Annotated in this window: 10 protein-coding genes and 2 pseudogenes; 2 read left to right on the top strand and 10 right to left on the bottom strand. The window is 33.9% G+C overall.

Annotation, left to right across the window (positions count from 1 at the left end; all coding sequences use genetic code 11):
- Positions 1-449: 449 nt before the first annotated feature.
- On the top strand, positions 450-2,009 hold the full coding sequence (locus MSWH1_RS03920; protein ID WP_048126260.1) for a flippase: 1,560 nt from the start codon (positions 450-452) through the stop codon (positions 2,007-2,009).
- A 117-nt stretch (positions 2,010-2,126) separates the two neighbouring features.
- Entirely contained in the window at positions 2,127-4,247 is a 2,121-nt protein-coding gene (locus tag MSWH1_RS03915) for a DUF2206 domain-containing protein (RefSeq protein WP_197074615.1), read from the top strand.
- A 350-nt stretch (positions 4,248-4,597) separates the two neighbouring features.
- Here MSWH1_RS03915 and MSWH1_RS03910 read toward each other — a convergent pair whose 3' ends face one another.
- From MSWH1_RS03910 to MSWH1_RS03865, 10 genes and pseudogenes are all read right to left on the bottom strand, one after another.
- The gene (locus MSWH1_RS03910) at positions 4,598-5,839 is read right to left on the bottom strand and encodes a glycosyltransferase family 4 protein (RefSeq protein WP_231591952.1); all 1,242 of its coding nucleotides are present in this window, start codon (positions 5,837-5,839) and stop codon (positions 4,598-4,600) included.
- Between the two features lie 5 nt (positions 5,840-5,844).
- Positions 5,845-7,014, bottom strand: a complete 1,170-nt coding sequence (locus MSWH1_RS03905) for a glycosyltransferase family 4 protein (RefSeq protein ID WP_048126254.1) — start codon at positions 7,012-7,014, stop codon at positions 5,845-5,847.
- A 2-nt stretch (positions 7,015-7,016) separates the two neighbouring features.
- The gene (locus MSWH1_RS03900; protein WP_048126252.1) at positions 7,017-8,342 is read right to left on the bottom strand and encodes a phenylacetate--CoA ligase family protein; all 1,326 of its coding nucleotides are present in this window, start codon (positions 8,340-8,342) and stop codon (positions 7,017-7,019) included.
- A 37-nt stretch (positions 8,343-8,379) separates the two neighbouring features.
- Entirely contained in the window at positions 8,380-9,423 is a 1,044-nt protein-coding gene (locus tag MSWH1_RS03895; RefSeq protein ID WP_048126250.1) for a DUF354 domain-containing protein, read from the bottom strand.
- 24 nt (positions 9,424-9,447) lie between these two features.
- The gene (locus MSWH1_RS03890) at positions 9,448-10,146 is read right to left on the bottom strand and encodes a class I SAM-dependent methyltransferase (protein ID WP_052722570.1); all 699 of its coding nucleotides are present in this window, start codon (positions 10,144-10,146) and stop codon (positions 9,448-9,450) included.
- A 360-nt stretch (positions 10,147-10,506) separates the two neighbouring features.
- The gene (locus MSWH1_RS03885) at positions 10,507-10,725 is read right to left on the bottom strand and encodes a hypothetical protein (RefSeq protein ID WP_048126249.1); all 219 of its coding nucleotides are present in this window, start codon (positions 10,723-10,725) and stop codon (positions 10,507-10,509) included.
- Between the two features lie 911 nt (positions 10,726-11,636).
- Positions 11,637-11,896: pseudogene (locus MSWH1_RS03880) on the bottom strand (IS1634 family transposase); the annotation flags it as partial.
- Between the two features lie 64 nt (positions 11,897-11,960).
- Positions 11,961-13,208: pseudogene (locus tag MSWH1_RS03875) on the bottom strand (IS110 family transposase).
- Between the two features lie 470 nt (positions 13,209-13,678).
- Entirely contained in the window at positions 13,679-16,630 is a 2,952-nt protein-coding gene (locus MSWH1_RS17370) for a disaggregatase related repeat-containing protein (protein WP_052723125.1), read from the bottom strand.
- A gap of 1,245 nt (positions 16,631-17,875) precedes the next feature.
- On the bottom strand, positions 17,876-19,102 hold the full coding sequence (locus tag MSWH1_RS03865) for a glycosyltransferase family 4 protein (RefSeq protein ID WP_048126247.1): 1,227 nt from the start codon (positions 19,100-19,102) through the stop codon (positions 17,876-17,878).
- Positions 19,103-19,115: the final 13 nt, after the last annotated feature.

Below are 19,115 nucleotides of genomic sequence, written 5' to 3'. Positions count from 1 at the left end.
TGTGACTGAATGAACAGAATTCCTGTTGACTGACATATTAGTAGTGGTACGAAAAATGTCTTTACTTGTAAGATAACCATTGATCTTAATAGTAACATGGTCAGAAAGAGGTTGTAATACCGTATCAATATATTTCTATGACTTTAATTCTATTTAAAGTTTGAATCTAAACTTATTTGGCAAAAGAGGTATGGGGGGAGGCATTTTCATCCTATATATAGGTTTTGAATAACCTCATTTATACTAAATGAAAATTAGCAAAGTACTGAAATTAATGAATTAAAGAACAGCTTAAAGAAGTATGACTGCTGAGACTAAAGAAATGTCGATTGATCAACCATCGAAATTGTTGATTATTTAGAAAGAATTATATCAGAGCAACAAGTTGAAATGTTCAATTAAAAATTAATCAAGAAAATTAGAGCCCAAAAAGGAATTCGAGCTAAAAAATGTCTGAAGTTATAAGCAAATCACTTACAAATGTAGCTCAAAGTGCTATTATTATATTTATTGGAATGATTATTAATTTGGCTTTAGGATTTTTAGGTAGAATTATTTTTATAAGGTTCACAACCCAGAGTGAATATGGAATTTACTCTCTGGCTTTTACACTAATGAGTGTATTTGTTACAATATCTACACTTGGTTTATATGATGGGACTACAAGGTACATTGCAAAGTTCAGAGCAAAAGACCAATCAGAATATGTGCAGGATACAGTTGTTTCATCAATAGTAATTGCGTTAATTTCCAGTATTTTAATTTCTGTTATTGCATATCTGGGATCTGATTATATATCTGTGAATATTTATAATTCCCCAGAACTCTCCCCAGTTTTTAAAATGTTATTAATTGCGGTTCCCCTGTCAGTTTTGATCAGCATATTTATCTCAATTTTCAGGGGCTTTGGTGAGTCTAAAATAAAAATTTGTTTAAACGAAATCTTAAGACCGGTTACTTATCTCTTATTTCTGGCCTCTGTAGTTTTTTTACGATTACCGTTTCATAATATGGTTTTTGTCTATGTCATATCAATTCTAATTACATTTCTGGCGTTTATAATTTATTTTATCAAAAAACCCCCGTTCAAACTAAAGTGGAACAAGCTACGTATAAACCACGTTACAAAAGAATTATTAATATATTCCATGCCACTTCTCGCGGTAAGCATACTGCTTACAATAATGTCATGGACTGACACTTTGATGCTCGGTTACTTTAAAACACCAGAAGTAGTTGGCATGTATAGTGCTGCATACACGATAGCCAGTCTGCTTTCAGTTGTTATTAATTCTGTAGGCTTTCTTTACGTTCCAATTATTTCACAACTTTATAGTAAAAATCAAATTGAGGAACTCGGGGTCATTAATGCAACGTCAACTAAATGGTCTTTTATGTTTACTTTGCCGATGTTTTTTTTGTTTTTTTTATATCCAGATTTTATCTTAGATTTATTTTATGATTCTCGGTATATTGAGGCCAGTACCGTCTTCCAGGTTTTAGTCCTGGGATTTATAACAAACGCTTATTTTGGTCTTAACTATCATACGTTAATGTCTATAGGGAAATCCTACTTCTTAATGAACTGTACTTTAATGAGTGCCATCTTGAATATACTGCTGAATCTAATTTTGATTCCCTCTTTTGGAATGGTTGGAGCAGCAATTGCATCGGCTTTGTCTTTTGCAGTAGTCGAAATATACATGACTGTAAAACTATATCATTTTTTGAATATACATCCCTTTACAAATATTTATTTGAGGTTTACTATATTGTCAGTACTACTCGCAGTTATTTTTTATTTTGTGAAGAGCCTGTTTATTACAACATTCTGGGCAGTGGCAATATCGTATTCAATTTTTTTGCTAATTTATGTTATTTCCATATTATATACAAAATCACTGGATAGAGATGATATCAAGATATTGGTTGAAATTGGGAAAAAAAGTGGAATTAATATTCCATATAAAAAATTTTTAAAATTGATAGGTACTAAAAAAGTTAACTAAGCCTGAAGGTCTCTATTAGATAGATTTTAAGGAATGTTTCAATAATATATAGCCTTAAATAATCAAATATTTAATTAGTTTTGCCTTCATTTTTCTACCAGGTGGGATATGAACTTAATGGAAAAAATAATCAACTACGATGCTAAAAAATTTTTGATCTTTTTATTCTCTATACATTGTGCACTTGTAGGTTCAATATTGCTTGACTTCCTAAATTTCCCCGTTCCAATCTTACGGCAAGTAATCGGGTTTGTATATCTTACTTTTGTACCTGGAATCGTTCTGCATAGAGCTCTTAAATTAAGAAAACTGACTTTCCTTGAATCATTTATTTGTATCGTGGGACTGAGCATGCTGTTTATCATGTTTTCAGGCTTTTTTATAAACAGCCTTGGCTATTTTTTCACGGATGCTCTTATCTCAACTATTCCTTTAACTTTAATAATAGGTACGATTTTATTATTTTTATCCCTCATATGCTATATGAGAGATAAAAATGAATATAATGAAGTATACTCCAGCACTACAAAAACTTCATTATCCCTACCTTTATTATTTTTATGCACAATTCCATTTTTAAGTATAATTGGGAGCTATCTCATTAACTTTTATCACACAAATATACTTGCAATAATATCTATAATTTTTATAATTATAGTATTAATTATAGTTACATTTACCGATTTGCTGCCAAAAAATTTATATCCCTTTTCAATATTTATAATCTCAATTTCCATCTTATACCATAATTCATTAGCATCAACTTTTTTAGATGGCTGGGATATTCACTTTGAGTACTATTTTGCGAACCTTGTTTTGGGAAATTCTTTATGGGACTCTACAATTCCCTTAAATGTCAATGCAATGCTAAGCATTGTAATGCTTGCTCCCATCTATTCAGAGATATGCAATTTAGAACTTACATATGTGTTTAAAATAGTATATCCCTTTATCTTTTCGATGGTACCTATTGGAATCTACCATATATACCAAAAACAGATACTAAATGAAAAAATTGCTTTTATATCAGTATTTTATTTCATGTCGATATATACATTTTTTACAGAAATGCTAGCATTAGCAAGACAACAAATTGCAGAATTCTTTTTTGTTCTTATCTTCTTAATTATGTTAAGTAACCTAGATTTATTTAAGAAACGACTTTTGATGGTTTTATTTGTACTGGGTTTGGTTACTTCTCATTACGGATTATCCTACTTGATACTCTTGTTTATGCCAGTAGGATATTTATTTATGACTTATGTTTTAAAACATAAAAGTGACACATACACAATTAATTTTATGCTTTTATTCTCTATTATTGTTTTCATATGGTATACCAATTTCACACAAGGATCTGTATTGGAAACAATAGTTAGTATATTCGGCCACATTCATGAAAGTATAATGGATGATTTATTTTCAACAAGGTCAGTTGAACTGGCTACCAGTACATCTCCTTTTTTGAGTGGGCAAATATTAAGAATGCTATATCTATTATCACAATTTTTCATAGCTATAGGATTCATAACTGTATATCTTAAACCAGAAGATTTTAAAATATCTAATGAATATTTTGGTTTTTCATTTGTATTTTTATCTGTACTGATCACATCATTTTTCACTTCTTCTACAGGTATGAATATCCACAGGTTGTATCACATAACATCCATCTTTTTATCAATGTTCTGTGTTGTTGGTGGATTTACTTTTTTTCAGTCGATATCTAAGATTCTCCATACGCATCCAATATCTTATAAAAAGTCATTAAAAATTTTATCTGTCTTTTTTGCAGTATTTATGATTTTTAATGTCGGTATTGGTCAGCAAATAATACATGATAACCCTACTTCCGTATCTATTAATAGGGAATGGGCAAAAAACTCAGATAACCTCGAACATAAATATGTCTTCTACAAAATGCATTTTCCATCCCAGGATGTTACTGGTACTAAATGGTTATCTAAAAACAGAAATTCAACGACAAAAATATATGCTGATCTGTCATCCACAGCACTCCTATTCTTCAGCTATGGCATGATCCCCGGCGAACCCATATTAACCGATCATAGCAGGATAGAGCCAGGTTCTTATGTCTATTTAAGGTACCCAAACGTTAATTATGGGATTATGTATGGACCGAAACAAGGCATGAAATGGAATATTACTGACATCCCATTATCTGATCAAAATAATCTGATTTATTCAAACTATGATAATTCCATATATAAACTTTAAAATTCTCATCTTTCAATTTTTAAGGCTCAGCGTCCTGCCCTTCAGATACATAAGCTCTTCATGATAAATTATGTACTTGCAAGCCGGGGATTGATATACTGCAGCTACCTGTAACTGGAAATGTTCGTAAAAGAGCGGCAAAACACCCTATATAAAATAAGCACATTAGATTCAAGGTAGAATCCCTAAACCGCAATCATCTGACTTCACAGATTTGCGGAGTTTGACAAAATTAGGGTTAAAAATAGGATTAGAACTCAGGCTTAGCAGAGTAATACATAAAAAATTAAGAATCATATGTGATGAATTAAGAATCATATGTGATAAATTAAAAATTAATATGTAGCGAATTAAGAATTACATGTGGTCAGCTTTTTATATACTTTTACTTGTTTTTCTACGAGCTTTTTCCAGTCATATCTGTCTTCAACCAGTATTCTTCCATTGATACCGATTCGCTCAGAAAATTCTTTATCTTCTAATAATGAAACAATTAAATCTGCAAATGTATCCCATTGGTCTGCGATTAAAATATTTTTGTTGTTGCTAATTTCTAAGCCTTCTGCACCAATTGTTGTGGAAACCACCGGTTTGCTCATTGCCATGTATTCAAGTATCTTCAGACGGGTACCCGAACCGCTGGTTAACGGGGCAATGCAGACATCTGCGTTAAAGATATAAGGTCTTACATCTTCTACAAACCCTATAATTTCCACAGTATTGTCTGTCTTTGAATACTCATTGAGCCAGGCAGGGCAGCTTTTACCTATAATGTAAAATTTTATATTCGGGAATTTCTTTTTTATTGCGGGATGAACATTTTCTAAATAGTTTTTAATTCCGAAGTCATTAGGTTTATACGATAAACTCCCCATAAATAAGATATTTGGATGGGATAATTGAACACTGGTTGCAAACTCTTCCGTATTATAGAAATTGCAATCCACCCCATTCGGGATTACATCTATTTTATCTTCCGGGATTCTGCAGGATACGTATATTTCTTTATCTGTTTCCGAAACTACAAATATGTGATCAAATTGGTCTATAATCTTTAATTCATGATCCTTAAATCCTTTAACAACACGCTTGTGTGCAAACCTAACCCAGGAACTTTTTTGGTGATTAATTTGCCTTATAAAATTTAAGTGATCAACATTATGAAGAGTAATAACCTTACACCCTTTAAAGTGGGAGTTTGATGCAGCCTGTATTACAGGTGCAGCCTCAATAGTGTGCTGTGCGTGAATAATATCGAATTGACTTTTTTTTAGTACAGATTCGATACTCCTTATATTTGCTGGTGAATTATATCTATAAATAGGAGGATACATACTGTTTAAAAAAACGGCTTTCGTTTTTTTGAGTATAGATAAATCCGGGACCTCTCTGGTGTATATTTTTGCGTTCAATTCTTTTTCAAGCTGATTCAAGTTGTATGTTGAATTCTCAAGCTTATTATCAACAGAATAATTACAAACCATATGTGAATCTATCTTTTTTTCAGATAGATTTTTTATTATATTATAATCTCTGACAGGAGCTCCACTTACAGGATAAGGAATATAGGGCATTACATGTAAAACTCTCACAGGCTTCAAACTCCAACTTTTTTATATATTCTCAGAATTTCTTCCGCAATCGTATCCCACTTAAAATTCATGGCGTATTTTTTTATCTGTTCATTGTTCCATTCTTTATCTAAAGCGACAAGCACTTTTTCTGCCAGTTCCTTTGATTTTGTCGGCTCAACCAGATAACCATAACTCTCAGAAATCAAAACCTCTTCGCTTCCACCATTATATGTTGCAACAACAGGTTTACCACAGCTCATTGCCTCTATCTGAACTATTCCAAAGCTTTCGTGCAAACTCGGCAAAACAAAGACGTCACAGGCACTCATCCATAATGGAATTTCAGTATATGGTCTGCTCCCGGTAAGCTTTACGTAATCCTCGAGACCTGAGGAGCTAATTTGCTTTTTTAACTTCTTCTCCAGTTTCCCCCCACCAACTATGAAACAGATTACATCTTTTCTTTGCATTATGATTTCATTCATAGCTTCAATAAGATACTTATGTCCTTTTACCTCTCCATATAAACTTCCAACATTCAATATTATTTTCTTATCCAAAGGCAGCCCAAGCTTTTTTCGGCAGCTTTGCTGGTCTAAATCTGGAAAGGATTTAGGACTATAGCCATTTGGGATGTAGTATACCTTATCCAGAGGCACTCCAACGCTTTTAAACAGTGATATATCACCCTTCCTAACACGAATTATTGCATCACACAAATTCCATGGTCTTATAAATTGAGGCTCTTTCCTTTTTACAGCATTATTAAACGTTCTGGAAGTATGTTCCGTAATAACTACAGGAACTTTGTACATTTCCTTTAACTTGACAGCGACTGCTCCGGCTCTCCATGTAAAGTGAGCATGAATTAAATCAAATTGCAAATTTTCATCTTCAATTAATTTTTTTACAGCCTTTTCTTCGAAATAGATCCAAAAATCTCTTCCGTATTTAAAAAATAATGGACAGTTCATATATTTTGGAAAATATACGTGTACATTATCAAATGTATAGTTTTCATGACGCGTCTTTCTTAAAAGTTCCATCCCATGAGCAACCGGAGACACTACATATATATTATCGAAGTGTTCTTTAAGAAACATGACCTGCTCTTTTACAAAAATCTCTCTTACATACTTATTGTCAGCGTTTGGAAAATCATTGGATATTACGAGCAAATTTTTTGACGCCATAATTATAACTCACTTAATATAAATTTATATTTCCCGGCTTTTGTTCTTTCTATCTCATCCACATAGATGAATTCTATTTCCCATTGCTCAGACTTACTTTTAATTATCTTTCTAATAATATCCAGTTGATTTTCATCAAAATTTTCTTCCAATACCATTTTTATAGTAATCGTGTTTAATTTTTTCTGTATAATCTGAAATTCTTTTACCCCACTAATTTCCCAGAATATACGTGAAAAAAAACCGCCATAAACAAACTTTCCTTCCGGAGTTTGCAAAATTTCCTGTTGTCTTCCGAGAACTTCCTTTAACAATCTGGAGCCACGTCCACACCCGCAAACATCACTTACAATATGCCCCATATCACCAGTCTCATACCTGATGAATGGCATAGCATAGTTATGAAGGCTTGTTGCAATAATCCTTCCAGTTCCGTTTTCCAGTTGAGAACCGTTCTCATCCACAACTTCCAGGATACTCCGCTCTGTGTCAATATGGAGGCCATTGTGTTCCTTACACTCATAAGCTCCCAGGCCTCCATCATTCAGCCCGTAGCCATCGAATACTTCACATCCAAATGCATTTTCAATGTTTTTCCGCATGTGAGGAATTAATTTTTCTGCAGCTGTGAAAACTGCTTGAGGAGTAATAACATCAATTTTGTTTTCACTAAGGAATTCTGAGAAAAAATTTAACGAAGAAGCATAACCTCTTATGAATTGAGGTTTGAATGAGTTAATTGTCTTTGCATATTGCTGCATATCTTCGGTACTCATATCGTAAGAGGACAGTTTCCTAAGATTTCTTACAATTTCATGAGCTTTCTGGACAACAAAAGATCCGGAACCTATGTCCAGAGAGGAACCTGCCAAGAACACCATCTTATCCCCCAATTCGTATCCTGCGTACCCCCACCCACGATATAGTGAGGCTCCGTTGAAAAACCTATCATATTTTGATAATCTGAACTGCAGGGGATTACCTGTGGACCCACCTGTTGAATTTAGATAGTATTTGATTGAACTAAGGTTAACTGGTTTAAAATCCTCAAAATTTTGCTTGATGGTATCTTTAGTAAGGATAGGAAGTTTTTCGAGGTCTTCAATCTTTCTGATGTCACTGGGTTCCAGTTTCAATTTATTAAACAGTTTGTGATAGTAGGGCACATTTTTATATGCAAAAACAATCACATGCTTCAGTTGTTTTTCCTGATCTTTTTTTTGTTCAGGGTAAGATTTCCACTGAGAGTCGACCAATTTTTTATATAATGGATAGAATCCCCGCTCTCCTAATTGATGGGCAGTTATAAACAAAGGTTTTTGAAACATATTATTTCCCCTAAAACTGCATATCTTGAGGATTCAACTACAAGCCACCGTATTTTTCTATAATATCTGCCATAAATTTGGTCACGTCAATTTTTTCAGCAAGCAATGTTTCTCTTTTTTGTTTGCCTTCTCTTTTTAGATTAGGATTATTCAGTAATTCCAGCGCTTTGACTAAAGAATCCTTACCCATCGAATTTTCATTATAAAAGTTATACACCAATCCATATCTTTTTTCTTCTTCGTCTGTGTACCCCCTCCCTGCATAATCACAGAAAATCGCATGTGTTCCGAGGACTGCACATTCTGAAGCCATTGTTGCACTATCCCCGTAAAGTAACGTTGCATAATATAGCAGGTCATGCATCTTTTCCGGTGGAAGGTTAATCCGGTACATCTCAAACTCCTTTTCAAGAGGTTTTTCCGAAGTTATAAGAATACGCCCATATTTCTTTAATTCTCTTACAGCATTTCTTTTATCCTCTAGAGTTAAACCAGCATGCCCGACATCATGAATTGCTCCCCATGATACAAATCTTAGTATTATGAAAGTGTCATTTTCCTTTATTCCAAGATCGTTCAGAACTCTGGCGTCAGGTGTAAAATAGTGAGGATGAAGATATGCAAGTTCATGATTTCCTTCATATCGTATCTGTTTATTGCCAAGGCTAATCCTGTAACTTGCTGGCGTACAGATGACAGTCGCAAAGGGGTCCATTAAAAGATGTTCAATCTTTGAGTGTTCGGTGTCGTCAAATACAATAGAAGTTTTACCTATTAATTTTCCAAGGTGTGAAACATGCACGTTTCCCACGCCGCCAACTAGAATATCAGGTTTAAATACTCTGGCAATCTTGTACAACATATATTCTATTTTTATCAATTCCATTGCTTTTGAAAAAGAAGTAAATTTCGCACTTCCTACGACCTCGTATTCAAACCCGTAGGCATCAAGCAAATTCAATGAAACTTCCTTTTCAACGGCTGTAATTTTACATTTGTGACCTTTTTTTTCAAGGTCCCAGAGTAAGTTCTTGAATAAATGAACTTGAGCAGGATGGCATATATTGAAAAGTATTCTCATTTCCTCACCATTCTCAAAATTATTTTACCCTGAACTAAATACATGATTCTGTGGTTTGACCTGCCTTTTTACAATAAAGACTAAAGAGCAGGGTAATTTTGTTATTCTCGATATTAAAATATGAATTTTTGTCGAAAGGCCATTGAATACAAAAGAATGAAATAATTTTATATTAATATGCCTATCGTAAAAGTAAATCTCTTCAATTGTACAATCCAGGCTCTCAAAAAATGATTTCAACTCTTCTATTTTATGGTTTCTCCAGCGCGTCTTCCTAATGTCCCCTGTTAAATTGGAACTATGAACAAATATCAATTTACCCCCTTTATCAAGCAATAATAGATATTTTTCCATAAGTTCTCTGTTCTGGTTAATACCAAATAATGCAAATCCAGAAAGAAACACAATCTCAAATTTATCAGTGAAATACTTTTCTGGATACCTGCCATCAGCAACCAGAAACTCTACATTTGAGTTGAGCTCCTTCTTTTTCTCATTCGCTTTTTTAATTAAATCTTCATTATAATCAAAAGCAGTTACTTCTGCTCCGTAACTTTCAAACAGAAACGAATAATGTCCATTTCCGCAACCAACGTCAAGAACCTTTATATTTTTATTTTCCGAAAATTTCAAAACCTGTTTTATAAAATATTTGTCTTCTTGATAATATTTGAAACCCTTTTTTAAGATCAGTTTATGGATAAGTTTGTCAATGAATTTCACGTTCTCACAGCCATCAAAAGTATTTTTCCTGAATTTAATACAAAATCCTCTAGCCAGAAAAAGCTCAAGTTGATAACATTTGACTTCCAGCGATCCGGATGTATTAAAATATACAAATTATTTAATTTTCTTTTATGACATAATGGAACGAATGGAATTAAGATAGACATCGGAAAGGCCAAGTTCCTTAAGACGGACTTTTGATAATGCCAGGAATCCCACAGGGCATCCTTCTATCTTTTAATTATTGACCATAAAAGCGTTTTTGAGACCTCTGTGACGTCTGCCAGTCCCTACCATCTCAGGTCAAAGTTCCCTTCTCAGATAGGTATGATCATTTTCGGGATTAGTTATGGATCTCTACAGACATCCATCCATCGTAACCAGGATATCGGCATCTTTTGCAGCTTCAATACCTTTTTTTAAAGAGAAATTTTTATTCATGTACGTAAAATCCCGAATTCCCTCGGCTCCTGCAAATTCGACCAACTCTACACACTGATCTGAAATGCCATTATTTACAACAATTACCCGGTCTGTGTAACGCCTTGTGATCAGCACGACTGTCCCTATCTCCATCTCCTGATAAAAGCAGGAAGGATAACTGCAATCTTCGGAAAACTCTCCTCATACGTGTCCATTCATCACAACCGGGTACATGTTTTACTTGAGTCTGCCTGAACTTGAGTTTTCCTAAACTGAAGAATTTAACCCAAACAAATAAATTCGGAACTACTATATGTAAATTCTACTACACTCACTAATAATCATTTTATAATGAAATACTTACTAGAAAAATAGTGAGATATATAACTTCGTCTCAACATTTCCTAGTTTATCAGGTTGATTTGCGAATTGAACCTATAAATATAAATACCTTTGGATATTGTTCGGTTTCATAAAGAAAAAGTGACTATTGTACTGAAATTTATTAAATTAATACTTGTAATTTATAGAATGGAATGATTAAATAAAGAAATACCTATATAAATATACTAACAATCTTGCTACAATAATCAATAAACTGTTCCTAAATTTTCTTCGTTTAATGAATAGACCACAGAAGCTAAAAATTAAAAGTAATAATTTTAGAAACAATACTTCTCACGATCTTATGATCTGTAGAGAACAAAGAGTATTTGGTTCTCAGTCTGTAAATTAGTTTGTGGGGCTCGAAGAAGTATATCTGAATGTTGGTATTGATAACAAAGAATATTCATTAAGCCTGTATACTGACCGAAAACGGGGAGTAAATAGGGAATTTTATTCGAATTAAGAATTCAAAAAACAGCATTGAGAAGTTCAGAGGAAGCGTGGAAGTTAGAGTTATTCGATTTGGAAAACCCCAAAGATTTGTTATGGAGATAACATGAGAATGGAATTGAAAGAATACTGTAAGTTCCATTTCAAACTGAAACCAAAAGTTGCTGATTTGAAGAAGCGTTTAGCGCTTAACATGCATCCTATTTTCCTGGATATGACCAGATATTAAGGTTTAAGAAGTCGAGAACTTCAGCTTGATTCATCCAGTTCTTGCTTCCTTAATACTGAAATTCTCAGTGAGCTTATAGCCCACCAATCCAATCAGTAAACTATTGATGTTGAGGCCTTTACTTATATACTTGCTAAAAATGTCGTAAAAATTGAGCTTTTCAAAAAAGTATTGAACAGCCATTGTTGTTCCAATAGGAAGATATATATTCTTGTTAGGAATTGTAGGAAATGCTCTTGGTTCTATGTTTTTATTCATTGGATCAAATAAGACAAAACAAAGAGCACTTATTTTAGCATGAAAGTATATGAGGAGATCTTCCTCACGTACTCTCTCTTTCTTCATTTCTCGCAATTACATATATTTCACTCATTATTTTGATCCTTTCATCAACTGAGAATATCTCAGTCTCCACTATCTTTCTCTTTTGAATTTCCCCCTTTTTATATCCAGTTTCATCTTCATACATCTCCTCGTTTGTGATCAGATGCCATATAATTGTTGCAATTTTTCTTGCCAGGGCAATAATTGCCTTTGAATGCCCAATCGACTTCTTTTTTCTGTTGAAAAACTCTTTTAACCTGCTATTTTTTGTTCTTGCTGCTGCCTGAGCAATCTGTGTTAGAATCCACCTTGCTTCCTTAGATCCTCTCTTAGTGATTCTTCCGTTATGGTATTTATCCGCTGATTGGTACACATTCGGAACTATGCCAAGCCATGAAGCAAGCTTATCCCCTGAAGAAAAATCTTTGAAATCGCCTATTTCAGCAATAAGAGTTGCCGCTCCAAGTTCTCCTATTCCTGGAACAGACATTAAAATTTCCATTTCTTGCTTATGATTTTTATAAGCATAATTGAATATTTCTTTTTCCAAAATTTTGATTTCATTGTCAAGATGCTTTATGATATCCAGACAGATCTGAAGCCTGAATGCAGCACCTTGAGAGATTTCTCTGTCCAGAGTTTTCCCTTATCTGATCACTTTTTTTACGAACATTTGGGGAAAGGCTTGCTATAATCTGGTCAACGCTTTTACCTGAACAATTCCTGATAGAATTTGCTCTACCACTCTTCCCAAAAATATCTGTTAGCACATTCTTCAGATTAAACATTTCAGGTGCGAGTATGAGCGTGAGCTTCATTTTTTATATCTGTTCTTTTTTGTACAAGGTTATGGCGAAGCCGGATACATGAACGAAATGTTCTATGGTTTTTTGGGAAAACTCTTGATGGTTGAATCATATTATTCAATGCAAGTTGTGCGATGAATTCGGAATCGATCTTATCTGTTTTTTTTGTGTGTAAACGCCTTCATATCTCGGGCATTTCCAACTATAACAGGTAGATGTTTTATCAACGCATCATAAATCGGAACCCAAAAGTCACTCGTTGATTCACAGGCAACAACGTCACATTTATCTGATATAACCCAGTTTTTAAAAGCTAAAATTTCGTCAGGGGTTCTAGAGAAATATTGTTGCTGTTTTTCACCAGATCTACTGAGGATTGTAGCAATGAAAAAGAGTTTGTGAATGTCTAAACCACAAGCTTTGTTAATGACTTCAACCAATTTAGATCACCAAATTAGATCACCAAATTAATTTGGGCAGTAGAATTGCCTCAAAGGCCAATTTAGCATCCGTGATCAAAGTCACATTTGAGCCTTCGATGGCAATTCACTGGTTAGTTTTATCACGGCTTCAAAGAACCAAAATAAGTACAACCTTACTGCCCAAGAGAATGATGAGGTTGATAGGTAAAAAAGGTAAGGAAAAAAAAGTACTTTCATTTCTTTGTGCCTGTTATTCGAAGAATTTCATATGCGTTTTATTTATCTACCAAAATGAAGTTAAAAATAGTGGTAACTGTCAAAGTTAGGATAAATAGATAAGCTAAAGGATAAATAGATAAGCTAAAGATATATAACCAAACGAAGAATTCATATTCAAGAAAAGTGCCTTAAAAATTCCGTAGCTGGATGGTTTTCTTTCCATCCAATACGTTATACTATTTATCCATCCCTGATATAGTCCAGGAAGTTTACATCCTTCGTTCTAAGATTAGCTTCGGCATCTGGCTTTCATTTCCGCAGTCACTGCTATAGAATGCAATATAGTTATTGCTCTCTGTGCGGGCTTTTATCAGAAATCCCGTGTTTTCATACTTTCCACTGGTGTACTCTTTTACGAGATCGGTTACATCCAGCTTGTAATACCTGTTGTCAGGAATATCACTTCCTTCAAGAGTCAGTATGGCATAAGGAGCACTTCCCTGCAGGACACTGTTTTTATCGTACCAGTCTCCTCCTGAAGTACTCCATTCGATATCTTTGTCCTTTTTATTCCAGCTCACATAGTTGGGGTTCCAGGTAGAAGCAGGTCTGTAAACTTCAATTACGGTATCTTCAGGTCTTGAACTTCCTTCTGGATAATACCAGCACAGGTAAAGGGTTGCATTAATAATATCTGAGTTGGTATAGTCTCTCAGGTTAAACAGCATTACATCTCTGTATCTGCCAACACTCATTCCTCCTACATCAATAAAGGGTTTATCCTGGAAAACAGTCTCAGGAGAAGCTTCACGCAGGCGGTTGTCGTTTGTGCCAGTAATAGTCTCATATACAGTTTTCTTTGTCACTTTAAGCTTTGGTATCTGGCTTTCGTTTCCGCAGTCGCTACTGTAAAAAGCTACATAATTTCCGCTTTCTGTACGGGCTTTAATCAGAAAACCGGTGTTTTCGTACTTCCCGCTTACATACTCTTTTACAAGGTCAGTTACATCAAGTTCATGGTAGCTGTTGTCAGGAAGGTTACTTCCTTTAAGGGTTATTGTTGCGTAAGGGATGCTGCCCTGAGCTACATTATTCTTACCAAACCATTCTCCACCTGCAATGCCCCAAGGCTTGTTAAGGTCACAGTTGTTCCAGGTAACATAACTAGGGTTCCAGGATTTCGGCCGGTAGATTTCAACAATGGTATCCTCTGGTCTTTCAATTCCGGCAGGGTAGTACCAGAAGAGGGAAAGGGTAGCCTTTTCGATCAAATCCGAATCATCATATTCACTTAAGTCAAATAAGAGCAGGTTTCTATAAGCACCAACTCCGTCCATTCCTCCAAGGTCTATATAAGGCACGTCCTTAAAGACCGTACCAGGAGAATCTTCACGGAGACGGGAATCCTGTATTAAAGGAAGAAAGTCAGAGATATTTCCCTTTATTACCGCATCGTTTATCGGAGCATGGTTAACCGGGGCTTCAGCCGGGTCAAAGTTATTCTCACATATAGTATTTTTCCCTACAGTACGTATACTTTTGCTACCACCACTGATAATGTTATCATGGATATAGTTCCAATCGGCATTGCTACCAGTCTCACGGATTCCCAGATACATAGTACCTTTTTCATCGTAAATAAAGTTATTTTCAACGTTAGCTCTCCATGTGTCAACCAGATATATTCCATTATGGTATTCAGACACTAAATTCACGTTCTTGATAGTATTGTTTTTTATTTCCAGATTCATTTTGTTATTGGCATTTGAACGTTTCAGATACATCCCGTTTTTCTGGGCATTACTGATTATGTTATTTGAAATAGTAACATTCATAGAATCCGTTGTGGTCGGCTGCATTGCAAGAAGTATCCCATTCACTGATAAACTATTGAATGTATTTTTTTCTATAACCACATTGCGATAGTCTTCATTATAAAGATTCACACCATACACGCTATTTTCATTTACGTTCGAGATGATCTGGAGTGTATCCCCAACTCCATTTCCAGCAGTCTGGTACAAAGTGCCGCCTTCAACGCGATTGTCTTTTATGATATGTTGACCATCATCAACACTTCCACGTCTCTTTACTCCGCCGCCTCCGTATACATAATTATCCGAGAACACCGATTTAAGTGTCCCGTCGTAAAATGCATAAAAACCTGGCTTCGGATAGATGGTATTTTCAGTCACAGTATAATCAATTGTCATTGGATGCGCATCAATGACATTCGCATCAGTAACAGATGAACCTACTAATGTATTATTCCAGATTATAATATCTCTATTCAGAGCTTTAAACTTCCCTGTTCCACTCATAATACAGTGTCTGCAATTCTCTATTTGATTATCGTGAATATTTACAAAAGCAGTTGCATCAGCTATTGATACTCCATATCCTCTACCTGCACGATTTGAATCGCTTATGAAATTTCCTGTTACCTCTACATTAAAACAGGAGAAAAGCCGGATCGAAGCCTGGCCATTATCATCAAACCAGCAGTTAGTAATGGAAGAATCCTTACAGTATCTCAGGGCTAAGCCTTCAAGGTCACCTGTAGAATCGCAATTCTGGAATTTTATATTGTCAATTTGTACCCTAATTGGTCGGTAGATTTCAGAAACAGAATTGTCCGATGTGCTATAATCCCGTATTAATGGCTGGTTTAATGTTACGGTATTTCCACTAACGCTCTCTATCAGATACATTTCACCTGTTTTTTGCTGTGGGTAATCATCCGGACACCACTGCACATCTTTCCATATCTTAATAAGGTCAAATTTCTGTACATTGGATGCATCATTTAAAACTATCTGGGTTTTGCCTTTAGCTGCATTAATTGCCAGATACTCTGTATCTATTTTCTTACCATAAATGTAAAATGCGGGCTGGCTTGCAATACCGGTATTAATATTAAAAATGACATCCCCTTCACCGATTATGCACAGGTCTTTGTTCTGCTGTGAGACCTGGTTTACGAGATTATATTTCCCTTCTCGTACTATAATTGTATCTCCACTCTTTGCAGCATTGAGAGCTGCCTGGATGCAAGCACTGTCTGTTTTGTAATTCGTAGTTAAGTAATCAACTGCACCAGATTTACCCACGGTTATTGTTGAAGATTCACCGGAGGCCGCGGTACTGGTCGTTACTGTGCACATCAGAAGTAATAGTATGATGTATGCTGCCAGAATTCTGGCTTCTAAGTTTCTTTCCAACAATGTATCACCTATAGTTTAACATTACACAATTATTACATGTGTATATAAGGCAGGATTTTACTCTAATTTGCCTGGCGGATATGTGATCGACCGAACAATTGTTACATATTTTTATAATGTTAACCAATATATTAGTTAATTTAATTACACTGTACCTAAGCTTATAAAACAAAATTTTGTAGATAGTATCCACTCTCCAAATGTTCAAGACTATAGAACAAGTCCTAGCAAAGGTATCAGCCAATAGGCTATAGGACCCGATTATGTAATAAGAATACTGGATTCAGAGATAATTCACCAGTTTTGTAGACAATTTATCTCCAATATACACGAATTCCCCCCGGTGCAAACAGTAGAAGGAAATTATTTTTATCTACAAAAATAATTTTCTATAGTCTGCATTGTAATTTAGATCGTTATGTTATAAAATTATTTGCATATGTGTTAAAACAATTTTAAACAGTTAAAGAAAAATAGAAGAAACAGATTAGATATATAATAAGAATGAAAGACAGGAGACGGCTTATTATTGAAACATATGAAAAAAGAGTGTTCACTAGTAAGATATCTGAGATTTTAAGCAAAATAATTTTTAAAGGATGTCCCACACAGTAGCTTTAATATATATTCCTTGCCTCGCGGAAGAACATCTGTGAGCTATATAAATAGAAGGAGACTGAAGTAAAGAATCAAGGACACAAGCCATAAATCAAAAGTAAAAATAACAAACTAGGAGATAATAAATAACAATAAATCCTCTTTTTTCATCATGAGTCACAATCCTCAAACTTTTTTCAAGAATACACATCTTAACAGATTGACTTTTTTTTATAATTTTTAAAATATTAAATAATCCGGAAAAATTAAAAATAAATATTATTACCTACATTCTATTACCTACATTCCGCAGTATTTTTTTGAAAATCAATATTTTTTCCGATAGCGTTTTTCAAAAATTCTCAATTAATATACCCAAACTGAAATTTGAATAAAAATTGAATACTAAGTTTTTTGGTCTCTGAACATACCGTATAGCCATTTTTAACTCCTGCATAGAAATCCGATAAATTCACGTTAGGACAAAAATCGATAGCAAGAAAAATAATGAATATACGAAAAATACTGCGGAAAGTGGGTTATTAGATATAAACGCAATTATCAATAAATCACTTGTGTTAAAATTAACTTTTTTTGAGTTAAAATTTACAATTTTTAAACGTGTATCCGTGTATTCAAACTTATTTAATATTTATTAATTAGTTTGCGATAAATATTCGCTTGTTTTTCAGCTATTTTATTCCAATCATATTTATCTTCCACAAGTTTCCTACTATTGTTTCCTATAGTGGTTGCCAGTTCTTTGTCATTTAATACTTCAATAATTCTATCCGCAAATTCATTCCATATATCTGCTATCAATATATTTTTATTATTTTCAACCTCTAAACCTTCAGCACCAATTGTAGTAGAAACTACAGGTTTGCTCATTGCCATATATTCAAGTATTTTTAAACGAGTACCTGAACCACTTGTTAATGGGGCAATACATACATCTGAACCAAAAATGTATGGCTTAACGTCCTCTACAAACCCTATAACCTCTACTGAATCATCAGTTCTTGAATATTTAATAAGCCAGTCGGGACATTCTTTTCCTATAATGTATAATTTGATATTAGAAATTTTATTCTTTATTAATGGGTGTATATATTTCAAATAGTTTTTAATACCAATAATATTTGGTTGATATGATAATTTTCCCATGAATAATATATTTGGATGAATTAATTTATCTTCACCGTGAAATTTGCTAATGTTAAATGAACTGCAATCAACTCCATTAGGAATTATATCAATTTTATCTTCTGGTATTCCATTAGCCATGAATACACTTTTGTCTATATCTGAAACAACAAAAAGATGATCAAATTTTTGAATCATATCCAATTCATGTTCTTTAAATCTTAGTGAAACTCTTTTACGTGCCATTTTCATTAATGGATTTTTCTGATGGTCAGTTTGTCTTATGAAGTTTAAGTGATCTACATTGTGGAGTGTAAGAATCTTACATCCATTAAAATTGGAATTTAATGCAGCCTGAATTGTAGGCTCGGCTTCCACTGAATGTTGAGCATGGATAATATTAAAGTCATTGTTGCTGAGCAAAGAAGAGATAAAATTTCTGTTATCTATTGTATTGAAACGATGAACTTCTGGATACATTCGATCGAAAATAACAATTTTCATTTTATACAATGCGGAAAAATAAGGTGTTTTTAATGGATGAATTTTTATATTTAATTGATCTTCAAGTAAATTAATATCATTCATATATTTATTTGAACAAATATTGCAAATGAGATGAGATTTAATTCCTTTTTTAGAAAGCTGTTTAATAATATTGTAATCCCGAACAAGAGCTCCACTTGTAGGAGAAGGAATATACGGCATAACATGTAAAACATTCACAGTTTTGATACTC

This window comes from Methanosarcina sp. WH1, assembly GCF_000970005.1.
In the GTDB taxonomy this organism is placed as follows: domain Archaea; phylum Halobacteriota; class Methanosarcinia; order Methanosarcinales; family Methanosarcinaceae; genus Methanosarcina.
Note: the sequence above shows the minus strand (reverse complement) of the source record. Positions and strands in the feature narration are given on the sequence as shown.